The sequence below is a fragment of the Sphingomonas sp. Y38-1Y genome (assembly GCF_032391395.1).
Lineage (GTDB): Bacteria > Pseudomonadota > Alphaproteobacteria > Sphingomonadales > Sphingomonadaceae > Sphingomonas.
The window spans coordinates 2,950,142-2,973,711 of sequence record NZ_CP135916.1 but is presented as its reverse complement, the minus strand read 5'-3'; the positions used below and the strand labels follow the sequence as shown (position 1 = coordinate 2,973,711).

Annotated in this window: 27 protein-coding genes and 1 pseudogene; 11 read left to right on the top strand and 17 right to left on the bottom strand. The window is 64.2% G+C overall.

What is annotated here, in order from left to right; genetic code table 11:
* Positions 1-122 precede the first annotated feature (122 nt).
* The 3 genes from RS883_RS14130 to RS883_RS14120 all read left to right on the top strand — a co-directional run bounded on the left by RS883_RS14130 (position 123) and on the right by RS883_RS14120 (position 4,593).
* Positions 123-1,409, top strand: coding sequence for a serine hydrolase domain-containing protein (locus RS883_RS14130; protein WP_315760820.1), 1,287 nt, complete (start codon positions 123-125; stop codon positions 1,407-1,409).
* Between the two features lie 293 nt (positions 1,410-1,702).
* Positions 1,703-4,015, top strand: a complete 2,313-nt coding sequence (locus RS883_RS14125) for a M28 family peptidase (protein ID WP_315760819.1) — start codon at positions 1,703-1,705, stop codon at positions 4,013-4,015.
* 236 nt (positions 4,016-4,251) lie between these two features.
* Positions 4,252-4,593, top strand: a complete 342-nt coding sequence (locus RS883_RS14120; RefSeq protein WP_315760818.1) for a hypothetical protein — start codon at positions 4,252-4,254, stop codon at positions 4,591-4,593.
* 394 nt (positions 4,594-4,987) lie between these two features.
* On the opposite strand, the gene RS883_RS17150 is transcribed toward RS883_RS14120, so the two are convergent.
* Positions 4,988-5,155, bottom strand: coding sequence for a hypothetical protein (locus tag RS883_RS17150; RefSeq protein ID WP_409977352.1), 168 nt, complete (start codon positions 5,153-5,155; stop codon positions 4,988-4,990).
* Positions 5,156-5,310: 155 nt separating this feature from the next.
* Positions 5,311-6,732 (bottom strand): PepSY-associated TM helix domain-containing protein, encoded by a 1,422-nt coding sequence (locus RS883_RS14115; RefSeq protein ID WP_315765147.1) that lies wholly within the window; start codon positions 6,730-6,732, stop codon positions 5,311-5,313.
* Between RS883_RS14115 and RS883_RS14110 the strand changes: the two genes are divergently transcribed.
* Positions 6,683-6,835: a hypothetical protein gene (locus RS883_RS14110; protein ID WP_315765230.1), complete on the top strand. Its 153-nt coding sequence runs from the start codon at positions 6,683-6,685 to the stop codon at positions 6,833-6,835. The two genes, RS883_RS14115 and RS883_RS14110, sit on opposite strands and share 50 nt — an antisense overlap.
* 673 nt (positions 6,836-7,508) lie before the next feature.
* On the opposite strand, the gene RS883_RS14105 is transcribed toward RS883_RS14110, so the two are convergent.
* The 8 genes from RS883_RS14105 to RS883_RS14070 form a co-directional block, all read right to left on the bottom strand.
* Positions 7,509-8,327 carry an APH(3') family aminoglycoside O-phosphotransferase gene (locus tag RS883_RS14105; protein ID WP_315760817.1) on the bottom strand — a complete coding sequence of 273 codons (819 nt, stop codon included), beginning with the start codon at positions 8,325-8,327 and terminating at the stop codon, positions 7,509-7,511.
* Between the two features lie 43 nt (positions 8,328-8,370).
* Entirely contained in the window at positions 8,371-8,823 is a 453-nt protein-coding gene (locus tag RS883_RS14100) for a DUF5360 family protein (protein ID WP_315760816.1), read from the bottom strand.
* An 11-nt stretch (positions 8,824-8,834) separates the two neighbouring features.
* Positions 8,835-9,398 carry an alpha/beta fold hydrolase gene (locus RS883_RS14095; RefSeq protein ID WP_315760815.1) on the bottom strand — a complete coding sequence of 188 codons (564 nt, stop codon included), beginning with the start codon at positions 9,396-9,398 and terminating at the stop codon, positions 8,835-8,837.
* Between the two features lie 54 nt (positions 9,399-9,452).
* On the bottom strand, positions 9,453-9,887 hold the full coding sequence (locus tag RS883_RS14090; RefSeq protein WP_315760814.1) for a CopG family transcriptional regulator: 435 nt from the start codon (positions 9,885-9,887) through the stop codon (positions 9,453-9,455).
* Positions 9,884-10,090: a hypothetical protein gene (locus tag RS883_RS14085; RefSeq protein WP_315760813.1), complete on the bottom strand. Its 207-nt coding sequence runs from the start codon at positions 10,088-10,090 to the stop codon at positions 9,884-9,886. Before RS883_RS14085 ends, RS883_RS14090 begins: the two co-directional genes overlap by 4 nt.
* Positions 10,091-10,281: 191 nt before the next feature.
* Positions 10,282-10,605 carry a DUF736 domain-containing protein gene (locus RS883_RS14080; RefSeq protein ID WP_315760812.1) on the bottom strand — a complete coding sequence of 108 codons (324 nt, stop codon included), beginning with the start codon at positions 10,603-10,605 and terminating at the stop codon, positions 10,282-10,284.
* A 633-nt stretch (positions 10,606-11,238) separates the two neighbouring features.
* A complete protein-coding gene (locus RS883_RS14075) occupies positions 11,239-11,646 on the bottom strand; it encodes a hypothetical protein (RefSeq protein WP_315760811.1) in 408 nt (135 codons plus the stop codon).
* Between the two features lie 122 nt (positions 11,647-11,768).
* Complete coding sequence (locus tag RS883_RS14070; protein ID WP_315760810.1) at positions 11,769-11,936, bottom strand: hypothetical protein; 168 nt, start codon at positions 11,934-11,936, stop codon at positions 11,769-11,771.
* A gap of 649 nt (positions 11,937-12,585) precedes the next feature.
* Here RS883_RS14070 and RS883_RS14065 point away from each other — a divergent pair.
* Positions 12,586-12,942 (top strand): response regulator, encoded by a 357-nt coding sequence (locus tag RS883_RS14065; protein WP_315760809.1) that lies wholly within the window; start codon positions 12,586-12,588, stop codon positions 12,940-12,942.
* A 9-nt stretch (positions 12,943-12,951) separates the two neighbouring features.
* On the opposite strand, the gene RS883_RS14060 is transcribed toward RS883_RS14065, so the two are convergent.
* Both RS883_RS14060 and RS883_RS14055 read right to left on the bottom strand, forming a co-directional pair.
* Positions 12,952-14,856, bottom strand: a complete 1,905-nt coding sequence (locus RS883_RS14060) for a PAS domain S-box protein (protein ID WP_315760808.1) — start codon at positions 14,854-14,856, stop codon at positions 12,952-12,954.
* Between the two features lie 162 nt (positions 14,857-15,018).
* Positions 15,019-15,456: a MarR family winged helix-turn-helix transcriptional regulator gene (locus RS883_RS14055; protein WP_315760807.1), complete on the bottom strand. Its 438-nt coding sequence runs from the start codon at positions 15,454-15,456 to the stop codon at positions 15,019-15,021.
* 46 nt (positions 15,457-15,502) lie between these two features.
* Here RS883_RS14055 and RS883_RS14050 point away from each other — a divergent pair, with 46 nt between their 5' ends.
* From RS883_RS14050 to RS883_RS14025, 6 genes and pseudogenes are all read left to right on the top strand, one after another.
* Entirely contained in the window at positions 15,503-16,474 is a 972-nt protein-coding gene (locus RS883_RS14050; protein WP_315760806.1) for an alpha/beta fold hydrolase, read from the top strand.
* A gap of 540 nt (positions 16,475-17,014) precedes the next feature.
* The gene (gene trbB / locus RS883_RS14045) at positions 17,015-17,941 is read left to right on the top strand and encodes a P-type conjugative transfer ATPase TrbB (RefSeq protein ID WP_315765145.1); all 927 of its coding nucleotides are present in this window, start codon (positions 17,015-17,017) and stop codon (positions 17,939-17,941) included.
* Entirely contained in the window at positions 17,938-18,267 is a 330-nt protein-coding gene (locus tag RS883_RS14040) for a TrbC/VirB2 family protein (RefSeq protein WP_315760805.1), read from the top strand. Before trbB ends, RS883_RS14040 begins: the two co-directional genes overlap by 4 nt.
* The gene (locus RS883_RS14035) at positions 18,267-18,545 is read left to right on the top strand and encodes a VirB3 family type IV secretion system protein (protein ID WP_315760804.1); all 279 of its coding nucleotides are present in this window, start codon (positions 18,267-18,269) and stop codon (positions 18,543-18,545) included. The genes RS883_RS14040 and RS883_RS14035 overlap by 1 nt, the downstream gene beginning before the upstream one ends.
* Before the next feature lie 7 nt (positions 18,546-18,552).
* A pseudogene (locus RS883_RS14030) lies at positions 18,553-18,816 on the top strand (conjugal transfer protein TrbE); the annotation flags it as partial.
* Positions 18,817-19,924: 1,108 nt separating this feature from the next.
* On the top strand, positions 19,925-20,806 hold the full coding sequence (locus RS883_RS14025; protein ID WP_315760803.1) for a hypothetical protein: 882 nt from the start codon (positions 19,925-19,927) through the stop codon (positions 20,804-20,806).
* A 126-nt stretch (positions 20,807-20,932) separates the two neighbouring features.
* Here the strand turns inward: RS883_RS14025 and RS883_RS14020 are convergent, their stop codons facing one another.
* The 5 genes from RS883_RS14020 to RS883_RS14000 all read right to left on the bottom strand — a co-directional run bounded on the left by RS883_RS14020 (position 20,933) and on the right by RS883_RS14000 (position 22,948).
* Positions 20,933-21,169, bottom strand: coding sequence for a hypothetical protein (locus tag RS883_RS14020; RefSeq protein ID WP_315760802.1), 237 nt, complete (start codon positions 21,167-21,169; stop codon positions 20,933-20,935).
* 78 nt (positions 21,170-21,247) lie between these two features.
* Positions 21,248-21,682 carry a hypothetical protein gene (locus RS883_RS14015; protein WP_315760801.1) on the bottom strand — a complete coding sequence of 145 codons (435 nt, stop codon included), beginning with the start codon at positions 21,680-21,682 and terminating at the stop codon, positions 21,248-21,250.
* 10 nt (positions 21,683-21,692) lie between these two features.
* Entirely contained in the window at positions 21,693-22,130 is a 438-nt protein-coding gene (locus RS883_RS14010) for a hypothetical protein (protein ID WP_315760800.1), read from the bottom strand.
* A 15-nt stretch (positions 22,131-22,145) separates the two neighbouring features.
* On the bottom strand, positions 22,146-22,484 hold the full coding sequence (locus RS883_RS14005) for a hypothetical protein (RefSeq protein ID WP_315760799.1): 339 nt from the start codon (positions 22,482-22,484) through the stop codon (positions 22,146-22,148).
* Positions 22,481-22,948, bottom strand: coding sequence for a helix-turn-helix transcriptional regulator (locus RS883_RS14000; RefSeq protein WP_315760798.1), 468 nt, complete (start codon positions 22,946-22,948; stop codon positions 22,481-22,483). The genes RS883_RS14005 and RS883_RS14000 overlap by 4 nt, the downstream gene beginning before the upstream one ends.
* Between the last annotated feature and the right edge of the window lie 622 nt (positions 22,949-23,570).

Sequence of the window (23,570 nt, the reverse complement as noted above, 5' to 3'; positions counted from 1 at the left end):
CGGACTCACGCCTTTGCGCTACAGCCCACGTGATCTCGCTAACTGACCATAAGGCAGTCGCGCAACCTTCCAAGCGGGACGCGACACCGCTAGTCTCGCGAACTTTCCGTCGGGGATCGTTTGTGAAACAATTTCTTCTTGGTGTCGCGGCGCTCGTTATCACGGTTCCAGCCGTTGCGCAGCCGGGCACCTCGAGGGCCACTGCAGCAGCAAGCCCTGCAGTCCAAATCGATAAGGCCCGGATCGACCGGGCGCTCGCCGCCATGGTCTCCAGCGGGCGCGCCGTTGGCGTTTCGGCCGTGGTCTGGAAGGACGGTCGCGAAGTCTATTTCGGCATCGCCGGCGAGGCCGATCGCGAAGCCAACCGCCCGATGCGGCGAGATACCCTGGCCCAGATCTATTCCATGACCAAGCCGGTCACGGGTGTCGCTCTGATGAAGTTATGGGAGCAGGGAAGATTTGGCCTGGACGATCCGCTCGCACGCTATTTGCCAGAATTCAGCCAGACCAGAGTGTTCGCCGGGCTCGACGCGTCGGGCAAGCCGATCTTGCGGGCGCCGGATCGTCCTATCCTCATACGCGACATCCTCCGCCACACCGCCGGCTTTGGCTATGGTGCGGGCGACGATCATCCCGGAAGGGAGTGGGCAAGACTCGAGCCATTGAACCCTAATCATGACTTGGCCGAGTTCGGCCGCCGACTTGCCAAGGTGCCGTTGCTTGCCGACCCAGGCCGGCGGTGGAGCTACAGCGCGGCCGTCGACGTGCAGGCCCTTCTTGTCGAGCAGCTCACGGGAATACCGTTCGAACGCTATGTCCGTGAGCAGATCTTCGTCCCGCTCGGCATGAGGGAAACCGCCTGGACGCAGCCGGAGGATCGCTACCCCAGGCTCGCCGCCATGTACGAGAAAGGTGCTGGCGGAAAGTTGCAACGTGCATCCGAGAAGGAACAGCGCGGGTTGAACTTCAATCCTGATCGAAAGCTCACGATGGGCGGTGCCGGGCTCGTCTCATCAGCGGACGACTATATGCGATTTGCACGCATGCTGTTGAACAATGGCAGCCTAGACGGTGTGAGCATACTCAAGCCATCGACGGTTAAGCTGATGGCTACCGACCAACTCGACCCGCTCGTGACGGAGCGCTCTTGGCTGTCCAGCAAGGGCAACGGAGGGTTCGGAATCGACTTCTTCGTCCGTACGGGTCAGCCGCGAGACGCTCGCGAGAACCGGGGAGCTCTCGGCGAGTATTTCTGGGACGGGAGGGCCTCGACGCTCTTCTGGGTCGATCCGGTAAACAAGATCACGGCGGTCTTTCTGGTACAGGTGATCCCCTTCGATGGTACGCTCCACCGAGACCTGCGACGCGCGGTTTACGGCGACGACTACTTGGGGCCGAAGGGCGACTGATTGCTGGTCGCCGGTCTGGCTATGTCTCGGCTGTCCATTAGCTGACAGCGGTCCGGATCGCGAACTGATGCCGTATAAGACCTGGCGATGGGGCGGGGAGAGTTTCGCGAACTAGGAGCGCTTGTCCGCCGACATGAACGAACGACCGGAGTTGGGCAGTTGGAAATAGGCTGCGAACGTCTGCAGATGGGTCGTGCAAGCGTAGCCGATCGGCGGGAACTGTCGTCATCACGCTCGCATGCCGCTATGGTCAAGTCTTGGCTCGTCTGACTACCTGGCTGCCCGCGGGCATCATGATGCTCGTCGCACTCGGGCTCGCCTGGCTGGCGATGCAGCCTCCCAGCGCCGTGCCATCGAGCGCTGCGCCGACCGCCTTCTCGGCCACGCGCGCCATGAGCATCGTCCGAGCCGTGTCCTCAAGGCCGCATCCGGCAGGCTCGCCTGAGGCCGCGCAGGTGCGGCGAGTGGTTGCAGAACGTCTCCGCCTAATGGGAGCGCAAGTCTTCGCGTTGAACGGAATTGGCGTCGGCGTCTCTTCCGGCAAGAACGCGTCTGTGCAGGCTGGTGAGGTCGAGACGCTGGTCGCGGTCCTTCCAGGTCGCATGCCTCAGCTGCCTGCGGTCGCGATGATGGCGCACACCGACTCGGTACCGGGATCGTTCGGCGCGGCGGACGACGGCGTCGGCGTTGCCGTCGTGCTGGAGACCGCGCGAGCGGTACTCGCCGGCGACCGCCCGGCGCGCAACGTCGTCCTGATCCTCACCGATGGCGAGGAGGCCGGACTGCTCGGTGCGCGGCTGTTCTTCGCCGACCCCGCTCGCGCCCGACGAATTGGTGCGCTGATCAACATCGACTCGCGTGGCACGCGGGGCCTGGGCACCATGTTCGAGACCGGGCCTGGGTCGGGCGGGCTGGTCGCCAAGTACCGCGCGACGGCGGGCCACCGCTTCGCCCATTCGGCAGCGACCTTTCTCTACCGGCAGCTGCCGAACCGGACGGACCTGACCGCGACCGCTGGCCTCGACATCCCCGCGCTCAACTTCGCGTTCCTCGACGGTGAGTTCGACTATCACACGCCTCGCGACACGTTCGAGAACGTCGATCCGCGCACGGTCCAGAGCCTGGGCGATCAGGTCCTTCCCGTCGTGCGCGCGGTCGCGGACGATCCTCGACCGGTAGTCCGCGGCGATGACGGGGTGTTTGCGGATGCCTGGCCGGTGGTTGTGTTCCGCTATCCAGCTTGGGTCGGATGGCCACTCCTGGCGATCGCGATAGGCCTTGCGGGCCTGGGCGTGATCCGCGGCGGCGTCGGTGCGACGGCGGTGATGCGTGGGGCGGTCGCGGCACTTACCTGCGCCCTCGTCTCGATCGTGGCGGCGCGGCTCGGCTACGCGCTGACCGGGGTCGCCGACGACTGGGGCGCGCACCACCGGATCATGGCGACGTTCGGTCGATATGAAGTAGCGCTAGGGCTGGTCGCAGCGTCGTGCCTTACTGTTCCGGCGGCGCTGCTGCGACACGGTCGGTCAAGGGGCCCGGTAGCGCTCGCCTGTCTTCTCGCAGCTGGGGTCGCGATCGTGCTCGGCCGCCCGCCGCTCGCCACGATCCTGCTCGGCGTCGCCGCCGCGGGTGCGAGCTGGTGGGCGTTCGCGAAAGCGATCGACGAGCGGGCGTTGCGAGCGGGAACCTTGCTCGTCGGCCTCATCCTCTCGCTCGCTGTCCAATCGCTGGCGCCGGCGCTCACGCCGCTGATCCTGTTCCCGACGCTGGCGGCAGCGGGGGGGATCGTCGCCGCCCGCTTCGCTCGGCATGGTGCCTGGATCGCGGCGGCATTAGGCGTGCTGCCGCTCGCCTACCTGTTGATCTTCGGCCATTCGGTGCTCCTGGCGCTCGGCGTGCCCACGCCGGAGGCGATCGGCGTCTTCGTGCTGTTCGCGGCACCGATCGTACTGCCCTTGGCGGGCGGACTGCCCCTTCGCTTAAGTTTTGCGGCGCTGCTGACGGCTGCGGCGCTGCTGTTGTTCATCCGTGCAACGCCTCCCAGCCCGCGCTTTCCCGCGTTGTCGCAGCTTTACGGTGTGTCCGATCCGGAGGGCCGTCACTGGCTGGTCAGCCCACTCGAACGGCCGGATTCTTGGACGATGGCGATGCTCCGTCGGGATGGCGCGGCGCCGGCGAGGGAGTCGATGCCGCTCATCGCGAACGATTCGGTCTGGCGCGTACCCACCGGTGACCACGCGGTGCCGTCTCCGACGATCCGCATCACCCGCGAAGGCGCGTGGCGCCGCATCGTCGTGGTTCCGGCCGCTGGCGGTCGCACGATGACGTTGCTGCTCGCAACGGACACGCCGATACAGTCGCTGGTGGTCGGCGGGCGTGTAGTCCCGGCACCCGGCACAGGTCGCAAACGGATCAAGGTGCGGTGGCAGTCGACCGGCAAGCCTATCGCTCTGCGCTATGAAACGCGTCGCGGCAGCTACCTTCAGGTTGTCGCGGCCGAAACGACTGACAACAAGCTGTCACTGCCGCCGCGACCCGCGACCGTCGTGGGATGGCTGGGTTCGGACCGGGTCATCGCCATTGGAACGGCCTCCTCGCGCAATTGAGAATACCGGGAGTGTTTCGGTTCTCGCGAATAACGCCAGTTCGAGCACGGAGCGTGTCTAAGCGGGTCGCGCCCAGACTGACCCATGGACGTTGAGCGCACGCGAACGGGTGACCAAAGTCGGAAATCAGGGAAATCGGCCGTAGATGTCTGATTGTGAGGCGGGCAGGACGTCCGCTCACGCCCGTTTTGCGAAGGTACTTCCTACAGTATGATTGGGCGATCGGGAGAACGTCTATGAAGACCATCTTTATAGGGATCACATTCAGCGCAGTGATTTGGAGCATTGCGCGATGCGCAAGCATCCGTTTCAGAGACGAAGCGTCGTTGCCGATGCAATGGTGGCTTGACGGCGAAGTGATTTGGTCCGCTCCGCGTAAGATCGCGTTGGCGTTCATCCCGGCGATCTCAACGCTCCTGCTCATCGGCGTTGGCGTGCTGCTGTCCATCGTGCAGCCTCGGCCCGGACAGGAAGGGCTCGCGACCCCGACGTGCATAGCACTCGGACTGCTCGTCCTCGGCGCACAGCTATTCCATCTCTGGATGGTCGATAGATCGGTTCGGCAAAACCGCAACTAATCATCACTTCCGGCCTTTCCGCCAGTGCGTTTGGCCGCGCCCCCGGACCGCAGCCTAGCGGCTGAACGAATGGCAGCTTCCGGGCCGGGACTGAACGCCCCTGAGCGACCGATTGTGGGTCCAGGCAGCCGCGAGGTCGGATCGTAGCGACCGCAAATGCGGCGCCATTGGTCTTCGAAACGACAGCCTGACGTACCCATCCTCCTGGAAGAGCTGAAGTAGCGAGCGGTGTCGCAACCGTCCGTGGCTGTGGGGAATGACCTAGCCGCTTTAACTTGGATGGAGAGCTAGTTGACTTTCCTCACCTTGATGTCTGGCCTTTCCGGACTGTCATGACGGGCATAGCTGAGCGTCCGCGAACCTTCTTCACGAACATCGCTGAAAAAACACCTCGTCAGGGCCGGCGATTAGCTCGATTGAAACAGGCAAGCAGCCGCAGCGAGCCCGGTCGTGCCGCAAGTATTGCTATCACTGTCGCAATTGCGACAGCGATGAGAAGGGGGGCGAGCAGCAAACCCATCCCCCAGCCGTCTCGTAGAATGGCAAGTACGGCGGTCAGCATAAACAGCAGCGCACCGCAAGTCAGGTTCCTACGCCGGTCGGGTAAACGAGCGGATGATCCAGAGACTGAAATTCAGTGTATGCGATTGGACAAAGCGACCAATACAGCTCCCAGAAATGCGCTCAGCGACGCAGCGATCAGCAAGCCGGTCATTATCATGGCGTGGCCGGTTTTGGAGTTACGTCACGTGCCTTTCCCGCACGCGCCCGCATTGCAAGACGGCGCGCGGCTACCAGGGCAATCGCGCCTGCGGCCAGCAGCACCAGATCGACGCCTGCCACGGCCCACCGCCCCGCCGCGATACTGACGGGCAGCATATCGCCGGTCGTCGTCCAGTTAAGCCCCACGGCAGCCAGGCTCGCGACGCCGACCGCCATGCTTTGTTCGCGCCAGGCGCTGCCGGGACGCAGCCAGGCGTGGGCGAAGGCGAGAAGCCAAACAACGCAGAAAACCCTAACCTCCATCCAGGCGCGCGGCACGCCGGCGATCGTCACGATGTCGGGCAGCAGGCGGTTGGCGATCAGGAAGCCGAGTGAGGCGAGAACGATGCCGATCGTCGCGCCGACCGACAGGCCACGCACCAGCACCATGCCGCGCACGCCGGCCTTGGCATGGCGCTTGGCCCGCGACTGGATCCAGAACAGAAACCCGGTGGCGATCAGCACGCAGCCCGCCAGCCCGCTGATAAAGTAGAGCCAGCGTAGGGTAGCATGGTCAAACCACGTATAGTGCATTCCCGACAGATAACCGAAGGTCATCATCGTCGGACTGTAGCGATGCGGTCCGGCGATCACGCGGCCGGTTGCACCCTCGAACATCACCGTATTCGCGTCCATCGTCACACGGGACGACGTATCCTGATTGACCATCACCGACGCGCCGCGATCACCCGGGTTGAAGATCAGCACGCTGGCCGGTGCAGCGCCGTTCCAGCGACGCTGTGCCTCAGCGATCATCGGGCCGAGCGGCACGAGCTCCGCCGGTTGCTTGAGCGCCGGTATCCGCGGGGTGCCATAGGCTTCGGCGACGAATGCAGCCGGTTCGCCGGGATACAGGACGTCGCGGATGCCGGGCAGGTACACACCCATGAAGATGACGAGGCCGGTGAACGCGATCAGGAAATTGAACGGTAGGCCGACGACGCCGGTCACGTTGTGGAGGTCGAGCGTGGTCCGCTGTGTCTTGCGTACGATCCTGAGCGTGAAGAAGTCCGCGAAAATGCGCCGGTGGATGACGACACCCGACACGCACATCACCATCATCGCCAGCGCCGCCAGCCCGGCCAGCCACTCGCCCAGATCCCAATGGTGAATAAACAGGCTGAAGTGAAAGGGATAGAAGAAGCCGGTCGCGCCCAGCGTGCGCTCGGGCGCGATGATCGCGCCGGTCGCGGGATCAAGATGCAGTACCTTCCGCTCTGTGGCCGTATCGTAATAGGCGCGCGCGGTCGGCTGGCGGGCGGTCGGCATCTGTACGGCCCAGCGCCGCGCCTTTGCCGCCACCGCCAGCGGATGCATCGTGTGCGCAATGGCATCGATCGAGACCGACGAGGCCTGTTCGACTCGTGTCGCGGGCATCATTAGCGATAGCAAGATGGCCGGCCTCACGGGTAAGGCGCATCCTGGCTGCAACGAGCGTCAGAAAACGAAAGGTTTCTTGGGGCGCGCAGTTCGCGCCTGATTCAACCTTTCCTGCTGATCGAAGAGCTGGAAAGCAAACACCGACACTTTGACGTGACGGCGAACGAAAGCGTATCGAACCAGATCGCTATCATCGTGCGGGGCTCAGCATCCGCGGCAGCGTCGCCTATTTCGACGGCGAGTACACCAACTATCCCGCCGGCCTATGTCCACTTAGGTGCAGACCTCCGCTACGAAGCGGCGCAGTCTAATCGGCCGCCGCCTGGCGTCCCTGCCACGGATCGCGGTTACGGCTGGGCTCGATTATGTCCGCCCGGTGGTCAGGGGGGGGGAGGTGTTCGTCCATGTCGACAGCGCCTCGCGCAGCGGGTTCATCGGTGAACCCAGCCTGTCGCGCTTCACCACGATCAGCGAATGCCACCTCACCGATACCAGTTGGCTACTGCCTTTTAGACGCGACGGAGGTAATCGTCTGGACGCGCAACCGGCTCGACGCCGGTTACACCCAAAACATGACGCGCTAGGCGGGCAACACGGACCTGATTATCGGCAGCCCAAGCGATCCGCGGATTGTTGGCGGCACGTTGCGCCTCAAGATGTAAGCCGTCACGGTCATCAACCTGAACAAATGGCCGCTTAGCGCAAGCTAAGTTAGCGCTTTGAATGAGCGAAATTGGGTCAGAGCTAACCCCGCGTTTTGCAGCCGAACACACTCAAAATAGCTCATCGAGCATCCGGTAAAAATGGAGCTTACCTCTGTCGATCTTCGTGACGCCGTAAGCTGCCAAGAACTGTGCCTGTAGCGCCGGACCGAACTCCTCGAGGCAGTTCCAAGCGATGGCGAGATCCTGGTAGCGATCGGCGACGCCCAGACGTCCGACGTCGATGCACCCCACGACTCTGCCATTGGCGATCAAGACGTTGTCGAGCGAGAAGTCGCCGTGCGTGACCACCAAGTCGGAAGAGAACGGCTCAGCTTCCTGGAGAGCCTGCCACACTTGTTCAGCGGTCCAGCCCTCCCGCTCCCCGTCAAAGTCGTCCTCGTCGACCAGCCCGGCATCGATGCGCCGGCGCGCGTGCGCGAGCCGGCCGACGTGGCCGCTGTCGAACGGGCACTCCTGGACGGGGATCGAGTGGACGGTCCGGAGAAACCGCCCCATCGCCTCCACGACGCGCGTCTGCGCGTCGGCATCAGTCCCGGCTTCAAGCAGTTCGCATGCCGTTTCGCCGGGCAGCGCCTCTGTCAGCAGCCACGCCTCGTCGGCGGCATGGCGAAACTGCACGACCGCTGGGACGGGCAGCCGCCCCGCAAGCCATCGAAGGCGGTCCGCTTCCGCGAGCAGGTCCTCGGTCAGCGTCCCGCCTCCATGCTTGAGGTAAAGATCGGGTGCGCCGCGCCGGCCATGCAGCCGAACGACGATCGCGCCCGACTCGCCCGCGTCGTCCCGCTCCCACTCGTAACCGCCCAGTTCCGCGGTCAGGTCGGCGGGCAAGGTCAGTTTGGTGTCAGCGTCGGTCGAACCATCATTCACGTCTTGCCTCCTCAGTCGGCTCGCTTCCGAGCCGGTTGATTTGTCATTCCGGATCGCCAGAACGTGCGGGCGAGCTTGGGTCAGAGGACAGGGCACCTTCCTGCCGGACGAGGTCGGGCAGGAAGGCAAACGGCCAGAGCAGGATAGCCAGATTGGGCAGGAACCACGCCGGGTCGAACTCAGCCAGCAGCGTCCAGTAGCTTACCGCCATGCCGCCGGCGGTCGCGGTGAGCGTCAGCGAGACGATCGCGAGCGTGCGCCAGGAGGCTAAGCCTCCCCGCGATGCGGAGAGCGCGGCAAGGCCGGTCAGCACGAAAGCGAAGTCGAGTGGCAGAAACGACCAGTTCCAGGCGACAACGCGCGGCTCCACATAGTCGGCATACATCATGTCGGCGGGAGCGTTGGCGACGCCGACGAGCTGCAGCGTCGATGCCGACCAGTAGACGAGGAACGCCAGATCGGTGACGAGCAGCGCGGCGGCGAGCCTACGGGACATAGGTCTGACGCTCATCGGCCGCCCGCCGGTCCGCTCGGGGTCGGCACGGTCAGTTCGGTCGCGGTGACCGGCCGACCCGCGAAGAAGTCGGCGATCACACCGGTTATGCCGGGGTGCGCCTCGAAGAGGTCGTGCCCGCCGCCGCGGACCGTCACCCTGGTGGCGTTCGCAAGCCCGGCGATCGCTTCGGCCTGCTCCTCGACCGGCGTGCGCAGATCCAAGTCACCGCTGAGGACGAGCGTGGGAACGGAGGACCGCACGTCCGACCGGAAGGTCGGACCGAGGTCCATCTGCGGCAACGCGCGTGCGAGCTGCGGCATCGGAAAGTTGGTCGCGGTTCCCACGATCGCGTCCCGGCCCTCGCGGGCGACCCGCTCCAGCCTCGCATCGCTGATGCCCGATGCGACGTCCATCAGCTCGGGCATGCCGGAAAGCGTCGGCGGCTCCTTGAGGAAGAAGTCGTAGAGGACCGGTGCCAGCGCCTGGCCCTGACCGGCGTCGAAGGCGGCATAGAGTTGCTGAAGCTGCCCGATGCCGGCCGTGTTCTTGGCGATGCCGCTGATCAGCAAGCGCAAGGGAAAGGAGTCGATGGTGAAGCTGATCGCTTTCGCGCCTTCGCCTATGGGCGTCTAGCGCTGCTTCGCTGCTTCGTCTGCGCTGACATCCTCGGAAATCTCGTTCCTCAGACGCGGTCCGAACGCCATGCGGCGATTGAGCGTTTCGACAAATCGCTGCCATCGCTCCTTGCCCATGGCCTGAGCGGGGGCGAGCGCTGCGTCGGGTAGCGGTGGGTTGTTCCGTAGCCAGAAGCGCACGAACAGCGCCAATGTCTCGTTGCCCAGCTCGACATGCCAGGCGAGCCGATCCGCCTGCCGGTTGATGCGATCGAGGCGGCGGCTGAGCGCCGCTTCGAGATGCTCGCTGGTGTCGCCGGACAGGAACGTGGCGAGCGCAGTTTCGACCACCAGCGCCTGGGTGACGCGCTTGCGCGCAGCATAGTCCGCGAGCGCCGCCGAAAGATCGGGGGGCAGCCGGAACGTGTGCTTGACCTTGAGCCGGCTCACAACTCGATCCCATCGCCGCGATCGAGGGACGCTTGGCGAGCGGCGCCGCGCATCCTGTCGCTCTGCCGCCGCGCCGCGGCGGCATCCTCGCTCGCGGAGTCGTCGAAGTCGAATTCACCGGTTGGCAGCGGCGTGGGCGTGGGCATGATCTCCTGCTCGACCGGCAGCTCCGGCTCGCGGCGGATGCCGCCATTAAGAGGCAAGCGGATGGCGACGGCGACGCGCTCCGGCGGGACGATTCCCGGCGGAAAGGCTCGCCATTCACTGCCCGCGATCGAAGGCCCGGGGTTGGCACCGCGCTCTCCCCGCGCGCGGACAACCGAAGCAGAACCGCGTGCCGGCCCGGCACGCGAAAGGCGCCCCGCCGTCTCCGGCGGGGCGCCTTGGCCTCGTGTCAGTCGTTGCTGGAGCGCCGCGGGCGCGACCAGATCAGGCTGAAGGTCTCACCGCCCTCGTCGTCGAAGAGGTTCGCGAAGATGGGCTGGGTGAAGCTGGGATCGTCGAGTTTGACCGAGAGATAGTCGCGGCTCTCGGCCGAGGTCTTGGCCCAAGCGGCGCCGATTTCCGCGCGTCCGACATAGACCCGGTGGGTGGGTGCATTGTCGTTCGGGCGATTGCCTTCCGGGACGATCCGGACGCCCTTGGCCTGGACGCTGAGGGTCACGATCGAACCCTGATATTCCTCGCCGACCTTCTTGAAGCTGCCGATGTTCGCCATGTCACTTACTCCGATTTCGAGAATCGCCCCGTGCGGCCTCGATGGCGCCAGAAGGCCGGGTGCGAATGACGCCGCAGCTTGCCCGCAGCGCAGCGGAGGACTGCCAAAGCGGGCTTTCTTGCCTCGCGAGGAATGGGCGCATCCGGGGCCCTCGCGCGCTTGCGCGTGGGGTGGACAGCCAAGGGGAAGAAAGTCCGTGACGCAGTTGCGGCTAGTCAGGCGAGGCGAAGCCGGTATCCGGCCATACAGCCATCAACGAGGCCTCAGGGGCGGTCTGCAAGCGGACAATGACCGTGGCGCGAACACGCACGTGCCCAGAAAGCGGCGTGGCAGGTTACGATCGCCACCTCTCCGACACAGGCTTGAGTCCGGACCTGACCGGCCGACTGCGGAACGCCACCAACCCCCTTATCGGCCATTGCAAGCGCGCCCCGGGCCGCAGGGCACACCGCCCATCAAGCGTCACGTTCGAGCGTCTGCCGCCCCCATACGCCACCGACCTCGCATCCTTGCTAGGACGAGGCGATGAGCCACCAGATCGGTGCTCGCCCGGCACCCCGGCACGGCCCGAGGCCAAGGCGGCCCGCCGGAGACGGCGGGCCGCCGCTCGCGGCGAGTACCCCCGGCATGGGATCAGCGCGCGGCGGTCGCCGGCGCGCGCGCATAGTCCGACACCTTCTCGGCGTCCTCGCGCAGCGACGCTGCGAGCCGGTTCAGTTCGGAGGTCTCGGCTGGCGCGCAATCATAGCGGGTGCTCAGATATTCGCGCCGTTCGGACAAGCGGCCGATATGCGCGAGCATGCGTTTGCGCAGCACCAGCGTCGCGCCGACCGCGTGCGCGGCCCGCGATCCGAGATCGTGCTGGAGACGCCGGACCGTCGCCGGAGAATGCCCCGCGGCGAGGAGATAGGCGTTCAGGTAAAGCTCGATCGGGTGGATCGCGAGCAGCCGATAGGGAGCGCGCGACAGCGGCGAGCCGCGGCGTCCGGTCGGCAGCAGCGCCTCGGCGGCGCGGCGATATTCGTCGGCGAGCGCCAGCACGTCGCACGCGCTTGCCGCTCCCCGGAATGGAGTTTCTGCCCCTCGGCCGAAATAGGAGCGGCATAGCCCGTCGCCGGCAAAGACTTCGCTAACCGGCGCCAAAGGCGCCGGCCGCCGCGCGATCAGCGCGCGAACGGATCATATTCGCGAACGATCAGCGCGGGATCTCCGTCGAACTCGCGTTCTTCGGCAACACCGAAATTGCTGCCTTCGATCCGGAATACGACGACGATGGTCATCAGGGTCTGCGCGAGGTTCAAGGCGTTTCGTTGGGCGAGGTTGAGCGGCATCTCCGTAGCTCCTGTCCGGGAGCGGGGACCGCCCCCGCTCGACAGGCGCCCGAAGTGTCCGGCGCACGGCCGCAATCACCGCGCAGCACAGCGAAGCGGCCGCATGCATCGCATAGCGGACCCTTTACGGGTTGATGGCGTCAGGCCGTGAGCCGGGCCAAGGAAGTGCCTCAAAGAGCGGGAGCGGATCCCGGCCTAAGCGCGCCTCAGTGCCAATCTCGAACAGATCGGCGAACCTTGAGCAACTGGACGATGTGTGCGGCTATCCGCTTCATGCCGCCCGAAACTCGCCATTTCGCAAGCGGCTCAGATTTGGGCATTTGTGATGCGATTCTGATGGCAGGAAGGGGCCGCTTGCGGGATGGCCGGTCCGGGCACTTACACACGGGAAGCAGGCCTTGGTTCAGCGGGCTGCTGGCAGCTGATTAGACCCAAAAGCCGTCATTGAGAAGGCTCCGGTGTAGCCGAACTCCGGACACTCGTTCAGCCCGACGACCAGCTGCTGCAAGCGATACCCGAGCAACGCGGGATCGCGGCTTCGTCTAGCTCTCGTCCACGGCATCAGGCGCGGCCGTGACAAACGGCGCGTGAACACCGGGTGGGCCTGATTGCGTCTCCCGCGTGTTGGTGACGTGGAAGGCAGTCATACATGTGTCACGTACTGGTTATCGAGGACGAGCCGCTGATCGCGGAGTTCGTGGGGGATATTGCCGAGCGGGCGGGTGCGACGTCGGTCGACTTCGCGATGAGTGAGCAGGAGGCGATGCGCGCGGCGCGGCACCAAGTCCCGGATGTGATCCTGTCGGACGTAAATCTGCGGGAAGGTGGAACCGGTCCCCGCGCAGTCCAGGCGATTTGTGCGGTCGCGGGCGCGATCCCGACCATCTTCATCACCGGCACGCCCGAGGATTGCGAACCCTGCGGTGACGCGGTCGCTATCCTAGCCAAGCCGATCCAGCCCGAGCTGGTCATGGCCGCCTTCGCGCGCGCCCGTCACGCAGCGTAGCTCACCGAGTTAGGCGCCGGTGGGCTGTTCCTGAACGACGAACGAGGTCTTGGCCTCGAAGGAGGCGCTGAGGCCGGCAACGCCGTACTCCAGATCCACCCTGCGGGCGCCGCAAACGCCCATGGCGATCAGCTTGGAGCCAAAGCCCTTGCGCGTCGGCGGCTGCGCGGGCGGACCGCCGCGCTCGTCCCAGCAAAGCCGAAAGCATCCGTCCTCCAGCCGCCACGCCACGCTGACCCGGCCGTCCTCTGCCGAGAGCGCTCCGTACTTGGTGGCGTTGGTCGCCATCTCGTGAAGCAGCAGCGAGAGCGATAGCGCCGCGTCCGGCTTCACCTCGAACTCCGGCCCGTCCAGCTCCACCCGGTCGCCCTCGGCTTCCCTACGCAGCACGCGATCGAGCAGGGCGGTGATGGTGGTGGCGGACCAGCTCTCCTGGAGCAGCACCTCGTGCGCGCGGCTGAGCGCCGCGAGCCGGCTCTGGAGCTTGTCCATGAGTTCAGGATCAGCGCCACGCATGGTCTGGAACACCACCGCCTGCACCATGGCGAAGGTGTTCTTCACCCGATGCGACAGCTCCTGCATCAGTAAGTGCTTTTGCTCCTCCGCGGTTTTGCGCGCGGTGACGTCCACGGCGGTGCCCGAAAAGCGGTGCGGCCGCCCGTCTGCGTCGGCGACCATGCGGCCCTTGCACTCCACCCAGCGCAGCGTTTGGCCGGGGATGGCGAGCCGGTACTCGACCAGAAAGTCCTCACCGCGCTCGAACACGCCGCGTATGCGCTCACGCAGCGGCGCTATGTCTTCGGGAACGACGTGCTCCTGGTATTCCTCCATCGTAAGCCCGGCAGCTGTATGCTCGACGTCGAGCCCGTAGAGCCGCGCGAAGTTGTCGTCGCCGTGCAGCAGGTCGCTCTCGACCATCCAGTCCCACAGACCCACCGACCCGGACGCCGACAGCGCCATCTGCAGCCGCTCGTCCTTGAGCGCTAGCTGCTCCTGTATCAGGCGTGCCTCCGTCCGGTCGCGCAGCACCTTGACGAAGCCGATGGCGCGGCTTTCCGCGTCCCGCAGCGGCATCATCTCGCCATTGGCCCAGAAGCGCTCGCCAGAGCGGCGCAGGTGCCAGCGCTCGTCAATGCCGCGGCCGAGTGCCAGCGCATCGTCCATCTCGCGTAGCGGGACGCCGGCCGCGCGGTCCTCCGGCGTGAAGAAGGCGGAGAGGTCCTGGCCGCAGATCTCGTCGGGGGCCCAGCCCAGGATGCGGGTGGCGCCCTCGTTCCAGTCCGTGATGCGCCCGTCCGGGTCCATGACCACGATGGCGTAGTCCACGGCGCTATTGAACACGGCTTCGTAGCGCGCCCTGTCAACTGCCGTCTCGGCTCGAAGACTACGCTCCGCCGCCGCGGTCCGGCGCAGCTCGAGCTGCGCCATGACCTGCCTAGCCAGCGCGAGGAGTCCGGTGCGCTGGCGCTCGCCCAGGCCGCCCGGACGGGGCTGGTGGTCGATGACACACAGGGTGCCGAGCGCCTCCCCTTCCGGAGAACGGAGCACCGCACCGGCGTAGAAGCGGATGTTGGGATCACCCGTCACCAGAGCGCTGCCCGTGGTCCGCTCGTCTGCCAGGAGATCGGGCACTACCAGCAGTTCGGGCTCGCCGATCGCGTGTGCGCACACGCTGTCGCACAACGGCGTCTGTTCTGCATCGATGCCGAGCCGCGCCTTGAACCACTGCCGGTCGGCATCGACAAAGCTGATCAGCGCGATCGGCGTCTCGCAGATCTGCGAAGCCAGCAGTGCGACGTCGTCAAACGCCGCCTCTTCATGCGTGTCGAGAACGGCGTAGCTGTCGAGCGACGACAGCCGCGGATCGGCGGAGCGCGAAACCATGGGGCGATCGAGGTTCGTCAGGCTGGGCATCACGGCGGCACCTTACTGGGTTGCCGGTGCTGGGCCAACTCCACCCCTGCTACACCACTAACTGCGCTCCGGAAAAGCTTGGGAGGCGACCCACAAGTGGACATCCAGGCGGTGTTCGATCTAGCCTGATAGTGGACATACGTTCAGGCGCTCAACGTACGCTCACGGCGCTGGCGGCTCCATGATGCGCGCGAACAGCGGCAGCGCCTCCTCGAAGCGCCGCAGCTCGTCAGCGTCGAGAGCCTCGATCCGCTCAGCGAGCGGCGCGGTCGCGCGCAGCTGTCCAGCGCGCCAAAGCGCCAACCCCTCCTCGGTCGCCACCACCATCGTTGCGCGCCCGTCGGTCGCGTGACGTTCCCGTCGCACGAGCCCGCGGGAGACCAACTCGTCTACAACCTTGGTGATCGTCGGCCGGCGCACCTGCTCCAGTTCGGCCAGGGCGGAGGGTGCGATTCCGCCTGAGTGGACAATCACCGCCATCGCCGATGTCAGCGGGTCCGAAAGCGCCGAGCCGGTGTCCGCGGCCCGTAGCCACCGGATCAGACGCACCGCCATGATCGACAGCTCGTTTGCGAAAGAATGGCCCTTGCTAGTTTCCATGATCTAATTACCTTAGGCTAACCAGGCAGGCGTGTGAAGGTCCGTGATGACGATGACGATGCATGTTGTGAATGGCTTGAGGAAGATGGGTCGCCGGCTGATCCGGCTGCTCGCTGTGGCGGCGGTCGACGCGGCGATAGCCGGGACGGTCGCTTCGGCGCAGCCACCAGCCTCTCCCCTGGCGGAGGCCGGAGGCCGGACCGCACCCACGTTGCGGACAACGCCGCACGCGTTCAAGTTGCGGGACGGTTCCGTCCTTGCCGCAGAACGTGGCGAGTTCGAGGTGCTGGAGCGTCGATCCGATCCGTCGTCGCGACGCATCCGGATCGGCTTCGTCAGGTTCCGCTCGACCAGCTCGCACCCCGGTGCCCCGATCGTCTATCTCGCCGGCGGTCCCGGCGGATCAGGCATCGACGCCGCCAAGGGCCCGCGCCAGCCGATCTTCCTGACGCTCCGAGCGCTTGGCGACGTGATCGCGCTGGATCAGCGCGGCGTCGGCATCTCGAACGCGATCCCTTCGTGCCGGGCGGACGCAGCCCTCGATCCGGCAGACGGACTCTCGGAGGCGACGCTGACCCGCCATCATCGCGGCGCGCTGCTGAAATGCGTCGGGCGGTGGAAGGCGGCCGGCGTCGCCGTTGAGGGATACACGACGACAGAGAACGCCGACGACGTTGAGGACCTTCGCCGGGCGCTCGGCGTGCCGAAGCTCAGGCTGTGGGGCATTTCCTACGGCACCCATCTCGCGCTGGAGGTCATGCGGCGGCACCCTGGCAGCGTCGATCGCGCCGCACTCGCCTCGGTCGAGGGCATGGACCAGACGGTCAAGCTGCCGGCCCGCGTCGACGCGGCACTTGCCCGGCTGGCGAGTACGGTTGACGCCGGATCGGCATCCACCAGCCTGCTCGCGACCATGCGACGGGTTCACGCCCGACTGGACGCCAAGTCCGAGCTCATGACGGTAGACGCCGCGCACGATGGGGGCGGTGTTGGTTTCGACGGGTTCGTAGAAACTTGAACGGTTGAGCGCCGGTAGGCGTCCGATGGCCGCGTAGGCGAGGTCGAGTCAGACGGGCTGCCGGTCCGCTCGCTTTGATCTTGAATACGCGGCCCCGCCGTGCGCGATCTCGGTTGCACTTAGCTGCCCGCGACGCAGGTCGGCATCGGCGGGCAGGGCGAAGCAACACTTTCCCGCCGATCGCCGGTTCGATGCGTGGATAGTCAGCGTCGGCCGGTTTCAGCGACCATTCCCCAATCAGAAAGCGCAATCATCCGATACCGGCTCGTTCGTCGCGGCACGACAGCCGATTCGCAGCGGGCTGCCGCGGCGTGGATCGCCCACAGACCTTTCCGCGAGCCGGCTTAGTTCGCCGAGCCGCCGTGGCTTTCTAAAACGACGCCAGCACGCGACGACATCAAGCCACTGTTGCAAAGCGCAAAAATTGCGCCCCCTTAGTCAGCCCTGTCGCCGGAGCAGCACCGCGCCGGCTTGAAACCAGGGTATCGAGTGTTGAACGCAAACCCCCATCGGCCCGAAGCCGCTCGCCGCGGCGCACGGATGCTGCGAACGGCGCTCGGCAGCTCGATCGCCGCTTGGCTCGACGATCCGGAAATCGTCGAGGTCATGCTCAATCCCGATGGCCGGCTCTGGGTCGATCGGCTCGGTTCGGGCCTTGCCGATACCGGGATGATCGTGCCGCTGGCAGACGCCGAACGCGTCATCCGCCTCGTCGCCCATCATGTCGGTACCGAAGTCCATGCACAATCGCCGCGCGTCTCGGCGGAGCTTCCGGAAACCGGAGAACGTTTCGAGGGGCTGCTCCCGCCGGTCGTCGCGGCGCCGGCGTTCGCAATCCGCAAACCCGCCGTCGCCGTCTTCACGCTCGACGACTATGTCGCCTCGGGCATCATTTCGCCCGGGCAGGGCGAGGCACTCCGCAGCGCCGTCGCGGATCGCGACAACATCCTGATCGCTGGCGGCACCGGCTCCGGCAAGACAACATTGGTCAACGCGCTGCTAGACGAGATTGCCGGCACCGGCGACCGCATAGTGCTGATCGAGGACACGCGCGAGCTGCAATGTACCTCGCCCAACCTGGTCGCCATGCGAACCAAGGCGGGGGTGGCGACGCTTGCCGATCTGGTTCGCACCGCGCTGCGCCTGCGTCCAGACCGCATTCCGATCGGTGAGGTCCGCGGCGCCGAAGCGCTCGATCTCCTCAAGGCGTGGGGCACTGGCCATCCGGGCGGCATCGGCACCATTCACGCGGGCACGGCCCTCGGCGCACTGCGCCGGCTCGAGCAGCTGATTCAGGAAGCCGTCGCCACCGTCCCACGACCGCTGATCGCCGAAACCATCGGCCTGATCGCGGTGCTGGTGCGTGACGGTGCCGGCCGCCGCCTTGCCGAACTCGCCCGTGTCGAGGGCCTCGAGGCCTCCGGCGGATACCGCCTCCACTTCCTCAATGACGGAGAAGCCAGATGAACGCCTCCCTATCCACCGCCCGCGCCCGTGCGGAGGTGTTCACGACCTGCGCGCTTGCGGCGCTCATCGCCGGTCCCGCACAAGCCTCGGGGTCCTCGATGCCGTGGGAGAGCCCGCTTCAGTCGATCCTCGAAAGCATTGAGGGGCCCGTCGCCAAGATCGTCGCCGTGATCATCATCATCACCACCGGCCTGACCCTCGCATTCGGCGAAAGTTCGGGCGGCTTCCGGCGGCTGATCCAGATCGTGTTCGGTCTCAGCATCGCCTTCGCCGCCAGCTCCTTCTTCCTCAGCTTCTTCAGCTTCGGCGGCGGAGCGCTGATTTAATGGAGACGATCGATCCCGGCGCGGCCATTCCAGGCTATTTCGCGCCTGTCCACCGCGCGCTGACCGAACAGATTCTGCTCGGCGGTGCGCCGCGCTCGGTCGCGATCGTCAACGGCACGCTCGCTGGCGCCGTCGGCCTCGGCCTTCGGCTGTGGCTGGTCGGACTGCTCATCTGGGCGGTCGGCCACGCCGCCGCCGTCTGGGCGGCGCGCCGGGACCCGCAATTCCTCGAAGTCGGGCGGCGTCACATGCGCTATCCCGCCTATCTTCGCGCGTGAGGCGGACATGATGTTCCTGCGCGAATATCGTCGACGCGGCGCGACCCTCGCCGACGTCTTGCCTTGGGCTGCGCTGATCGCCCCCGGCGTCGTGCTCAACAAGGACGGCTCCTTCCAGCGCACTGCCGCGATCCGCGGCCCTGACCTTGATTCCGCGACGCCTTCCGAGCTCATCGCGACGGCGGGCCGGCTCAACAATGCTTTGCGCCGGCTGGGTTCGGGCTGGGCGATCTTCTTCGAAGCGCAGCGTGTACCCGCGCTCGGCTACCCACGTCGTTTCGACTGAGAGCCTGCGCAGCGTTCGCTCCGGTTATGCGCAGGATCTGATCGGCTGAGAGGCCGGCTTCGGCGAGCCGCTTAGGCTCCTGATGCAGGCCTTCGCCGGGCGCGATTTACTCGTTGGTCAGGTCGGTGCCGCTTACCAGCAGCACGCCTCCGTCGCTCATCCGCTTGATCCAGGCCGAAAGCTTCGGCCTCGCTGCCTGCCAGCCCCGATAATCGTCCGCGGTCCAGTCCGCGGTGGCATCGCCGCATCGTTCCCAGTCGCGGCGAAGCTTAGGGAACGCCCGCGTGGAGCGGTTTCGGCGGAAGTCACCATCCGCAGGTTTCGAGAACTTACCATCGTTAGGCGATCAGCGTGACGTCAACGGATACCCGCTTTCGCGCCAACGCCGCTACGAAGCGGTGGAAAGGAGAGGGGGCTTGGCTCTCAACCGTCGTGGCATGCCGCCACGCTAACGGCGTCCGTTTGCCGCTACGTTAGACTGACAGTGCCACAACCCTTGCTTAGCGAGCCGAAGCAGTGCCTTCACCATGCGCGGCGCAGACAGCAGTCATCTGATCGGCAGGGTCGCAATCATCGCAAGCACTGTATTGTTGAATCAGTAGCTGATGGAACAAAAGCCCGACAGCGCGCCAATAGGCGGCTCCGATCGCATCATCTGATCCAATGCAGGCCGCTAGTCGACCGATGATGTGGACATAGCCTGCATCGCCTTGCTCACGCGCTATGATCCGCGCCAGATCTAAATGCCTCTGTCTCGCCATCTTGATCCGATATGGAGGGGATTGATTAAAAAGCGGCAAAGGGACCGGACTGTGCTGCCTTATGCGTTTGGCACGAAGCAGCATGTGAATTGTAGTGCGGTCGAGACCGACCGGATCAGAGGAGCGCTTAAAAAAGCAGTACCGTCCGACTATTGTTCATGCCCGCGAGAGGCCGGGCAAGCTTTGAGGTCGTCGTAACAGTTGCGCGGTCAACCCTGTGTTCGCAGGGCGGCAGCCCGAGCTAATTACTTTAATGTGGGATGTGCGCATAAAATGATCCGGATTGAACGGGTCTGGTTTAAAGCTTCGGCTCCGAGTGCCAAAGTGACGGGATGATCGAGAACCAGCGTCTTTCAGCGAGCCCCGAAGCGACGGTTACAGCGTCCGAGTTCGTTCGTTCATTCGGAATTTGGCAGGAACGCGCCCTTCAGGAGCCAGTGTTCGTTCTAAGACGTGGCCGCCCCAGCCTCGTGCTGACTTCAGTCGATCTGATGCGCCGCCTTTGTGAGCCACACGAGATGACCGCCGAGACGTCTCTGGGGTCCTTGCTGCTGGACGCTACTCGCGAAGTTGTTTTAGTAGCCGATGAGCGCGGAAGGATTGAACAGGCAAATAGAACTGCGCGTATAGCCTTCGGTCCTGATGTCGTGGGGCACCTGCTTGCACGACCTTTTGGCGAAGCGGTCGCAAGCTTCCTCTTAGATATCGCCGATCGCGCACGACGATCAGGCAGCCCAGGCGAAACAGAGATTGCAGTGCGAGAACGGCGTTACCGATTGGCGGTCATAGCGTTCGGAAAACGCACCCTGTTTGTTGCTGATGATGTCAGTGCTGAAAGCGAAGGTGATGCGACTGCCAACCGCCTTGCATCTCTTGAAGACGCCTTGTTTTGTCTAGGAAACATTGCCTGGGCTAATCTCAACCTCCGTGGCTACGTTGAAAAAGCGAGTGAGTCGCTTGAGTATATGACCGGATTTGACCGGCTGATGCTCCAGTCTGTTCGCTTCATCACATTGCTCGAGCCATTGTCCCGCCAGGAAGTCGCTGATGCGATAGAAGCTGTGATCGTCGACGGTGCGCCGCGATCCTTAAGCGCACGATTGCAGCTTCGCGACGGGAAGCAGAAGGGCGTCAAGCTGGCACTAGTTGCAGGGCGGGGGCGTCACGGTGTAGAAAGACTGACCATCGCCATCACTGAGTCTCAATCAACTTAAAAGGCGCCTAAATGATCTTTGTCTTTGGCCCGTGCCGATCAAGAATACTTTTGATGGATCTTGTGACCGCGAAAAATTTCTTCAAAATGACTAATGGGCGCTGATCTTTTCTTTTGAAGTGCAAAGTCAGTGGATCTCTCCGCCAAGAGCTCGATGCTTTGCCGCTTCCTCGAAGGCTGTCGCCATGAACGCTTCAAGGACACGTTCATGAACGTCTGCATACCGTCCGGCGATTGCAACCCAGTTTCGTCTTCCCGTTTCATCGGCAGCGAGATCAAGCTGCTGAATTAGATACTTAGCTGCGTGAGCGCCATGCAAGCGGATGAGAGTGTTAACACACTCGCCTATCTCGCCATCGTCCATGGCATACTCACTAAAACGGGTCGCTCAACTGATGCATCAGGTGAGCATAAGTCACTTTCCTGCGAAGCCATAGGCCATTTAGGAGAGTGCGCGTCGAACAAGCTCCATTCCCGTGACAGTCAGCCGAACAAAGCAGCGTCTTTTATCTAACGAGTCAGGTACTCTTTCAATCAGGCCGGCCTCCACCATGATGGATAGATGCCGAAGTCCGGTGGTCGCGGGTGCACAGGACGCAATGACTGCGCTGCTCACACTTACTTTGTGCCCGACCTCACCCATCACGAATAGGTCGAGTAAAATGTCCCACGAAGGCTCGCCGAAGACGTCATAACCGGAGAAGACGTCATCCCTTTTACGCCTTTCTGCGATTAGCTGCTGCGCACGTTGGAATTCTGATGATTGTGCTGTGGGCGCGATGTGATCCTGCGGAGAAATTAGGTTCCGCGGCGCTCTCAAGCTTATCGCCTTTAGTCGCGCAGCAAGCTCTTCCAAGTCCGCAGCGTAATTACTCATCAAAGTTTCCTTAACGGAAATTAGTCCAGTCACGCTCAGGGGTATGTCGCGTACGCCACCAATGTCGCGCGGTGCCGACCAGCAAAGTGAGGATGATCGGATAGGCAGATAGGCCGTGAGCGACCTTGTACACTTGCCGCTGGTGCGTCGGCGCAAGCCAGACGCCGATCTGAAGCTCGGCGCCGACGATCAACAACGCCGCGATTAGCATCGGCCACAACCGTTCTGCGTGGAGCGCTATCCCTGTGATCACGACAGCCAAAGCGACATCGAGGAGGAGGATGCGCGCATCCTGCGTCATCATCCTACCCGCCATCAAAACGAGCGCGAAATCAGCGACAGCCGTGAGCGCGAGGATAACAGCGATCCAGCGTTCGGGCGCGCCGCCGCGCAGCAGCGCAAACAAAGCGCTGATCGCAAGCAACGAGAAGAAGAAGGTCGCACTCACGCGAGCCCGACCTGTTTAAGCCGCGACGCGAAGCGGTTCGATCGTGGCGGGGAACGCGTCGCGGTTCTTCTCGGTAGTAGGCATCGTATCTCCCCAGCCCACCGGGATCAGGCCGCGACGCTCAGCAATCTCGAGCGATTTGGCGTGTGCTCGCGCCAGGTGAAAGCGGCCGCGAAGCAGCAGGTTCATCGCCTCGGCGATGTCCGAGTAGACCGCTTGGGTCTCGCCGAATTTAAGGCCTTCAACAGCCTGCGCCGAAAGCAAAAGCTCGGCATAGCTGGACAGCGCGGTATCACACCCCTGCTCAGCACCGTTAAGCTTGTTGATGAAGTCCAGAACGTCCCTCTTGATCATCGGCCTGACCCCGTCTGCCCGGGTGGATTGCTCGCATCGTAGATCGCGATCCAACGCACCGCTGTTGTCGCTGCCAGTGCGAGGCTTGCCGTGAGGGCGAGTGAGATCAGGAAAATGATCCCCAGGCGTTGAAGCTTCGAAAGCCGCTCCAAGCCTCGCCCCACCGGCATCTCCACCGCTGGTTGCAAGGGCGGAGCTACGGGATGGCCGGCAGCAGCGACAACCGGGATTTTTTCCCCGGGGGCAACATTTCCGAACGTTTCGTGATACTTAGCAACAGCCTCTTTGCGATAGGCAACCCCTAACCCGACCTTTGCGCCATCGATGTACCCATCGACCGTCTTGATCGACAGGCCGAGATGGTGCGCAATTTCCTTGTTGGTTTGTCCTTTGATTGCAAGGCGCATGCAATCGTGCTGCCGTGGCGTAAGCTTTGGCGTGCCGCTGGTTTCACCGCCGGGCATCACAGCAAACCTGTGCGCGCGTCTTCGGGAATCTGTGGGTCCTGACTCGCCCACCTGAGGCGTTGTGCAGAAACACCGCTGTCCCTGGTCACGGTCCCGACCATCCTGAACGTTAACTCTTTATCAGCCATATCAGGAACAGAAACATTCGTTAACAATTATTTGAAAGGCGGATTTCGGTTTTGTTAGTGGCATGAGCGTCCTTTAGCGCGTTGACCGCTCAACGGCAGACCCGCAGCGCTTGACCGAACAAAGGCTCATCAATGTCTACGGAGAGGGTGACCAGCCCGGCTCGTCGAGGACCCGCATGGCGCCTCTCATGTGCCACCTTTTGCCCGATGACGTATCCGGACAGACAAGCACCCCTCTTTGCACCAAAAAGGGGTCATCGCCATCCCCAAGGCAGGTCTCACCCCGTGGATTGGTCCAATCGAGTGCGCTCGTCTGAGCTGACCGATTTTCGCGAGACGTGACCCGCCAGACGGTGTTTCCGAGATCGTCTGCGATCATAATGGCGCTGCGTGTATCTGCCGCTACGGGCAGGCTGAGCCCATCAGATTGAGAAGAGCTTGCCTGGAGAGAAGAGGCGAAGCGCTACCGGGGGGTGTCGAGATTGCGCCTC

Bases quoted from the DNA above. Each gene is read 5' to 3' on its own strand.
- RS883_RS14125 (WP_315760819.1), top strand. From the start codon at position 1,703: ATGATGCTCGTCGCACTCGGGCTCGCCTGGCTGGCGATGCAGCCTCCC.
- RS883_RS14120 (WP_315760818.1), top strand. From the start codon at position 4,252: ATGAAGACCATCTTTATAGGGATCACATTCAGCGCAGTGATTTGGAGC.
- RS883_RS17150 (WP_409977352.1), bottom strand. From the start codon at position 5,155: ATGCTGACCGCCGTACTTGCCATTCTACGAGACGGCTGGGGGATGGGT.
- RS883_RS14110 (WP_315765230.1), top strand. From the start codon at position 6,683: ATGGCATCGATCGAGACCGACGAGGCCTGTTCGACTCGTGTCGCGGGC.
- RS883_RS14115 (WP_315765147.1), bottom strand. From the start codon at position 6,732: ATGCCCGCGACACGAGTCGAACAGGCCTCGTCGGTCTCGATCGATGCC.
- RS883_RS14100 (WP_315760816.1), bottom strand. From the start codon at position 8,823: ATGTCCCGTAGGCTCGCCGCCGCGCTGCTCGTCACCGATCTGGCGTTC.
- RS883_RS14080 (WP_315760812.1), bottom strand. From the start codon at position 10,605: ATGGCGAACATCGGCAGCTTCAAGAAGGTCGGCGAGGAATATCAGGGT.
- RS883_RS14070 (WP_315760810.1), bottom strand. From the start codon at position 11,936: ATGCCGCTCAACCTCGCCCAACGAAACGCCTTGAACCTCGCGCAGACC.
- RS883_RS14065 (WP_315760809.1), top strand. From the start codon at position 12,586: ATGTGTCACGTACTGGTTATCGAGGACGAGCCGCTGATCGCGGAGTTC.
- RS883_RS14060 (WP_315760808.1), bottom strand. From the start codon at position 14,856: ATGCCCAGCCTGACGAACCTCGATCGCCCCATGGTTTCGCGCTCCGCC.
- RS883_RS14055 (WP_315760807.1), bottom strand. From the start codon at position 15,456: ATGGAAACTAGCAAGGGCCATTCTTTCGCAAACGAGCTGTCGATCATG.
- RS883_RS14050 (WP_315760806.1), top strand. From the start codon at position 15,503: ATGACGATGACGATGCATGTTGTGAATGGCTTGAGGAAGATGGGTCGC.
- trbB (WP_315765145.1), top strand. From the start codon at position 17,015: ATGCTGCGAACGGCGCTCGGCAGCTCGATCGCCGCTTGGCTCGACGAT.
- RS883_RS14040 (WP_315760805.1), top strand. From the start codon at position 17,938: ATGAACGCCTCCCTATCCACCGCCCGCGCCCGTGCGGAGGTGTTCACG.
- RS883_RS14035 (WP_315760804.1), top strand. From the start codon at position 18,267: ATGGAGACGATCGATCCCGGCGCGGCCATTCCAGGCTATTTCGCGCCT.
- RS883_RS14025 (WP_315760803.1), top strand. From the start codon at position 19,925: ATGATCGAGAACCAGCGTCTTTCAGCGAGCCCCGAAGCGACGGTTACA.
- RS883_RS14020 (WP_315760802.1), bottom strand. From the start codon at position 21,169: ATGGACGATGGCGAGATAGGCGAGTGTGTTAACACTCTCATCCGCTTG.
- RS883_RS14015 (WP_315760801.1), bottom strand. From the start codon at position 21,682: ATGAGTAATTACGCTGCGGACTTGGAAGAGCTTGCTGCGCGACTAAAG.
- RS883_RS14005 (WP_315760799.1), bottom strand. From the start codon at position 22,484: ATGATCAAGAGGGACGTTCTGGACTTCATCAACAAGCTTAACGGTGCT.
- RS883_RS14000 (WP_315760798.1), bottom strand. From the start codon at position 22,948: ATGCCCGGCGGTGAAACCAGCGGCACGCCAAAGCTTACGCCACGGCAG.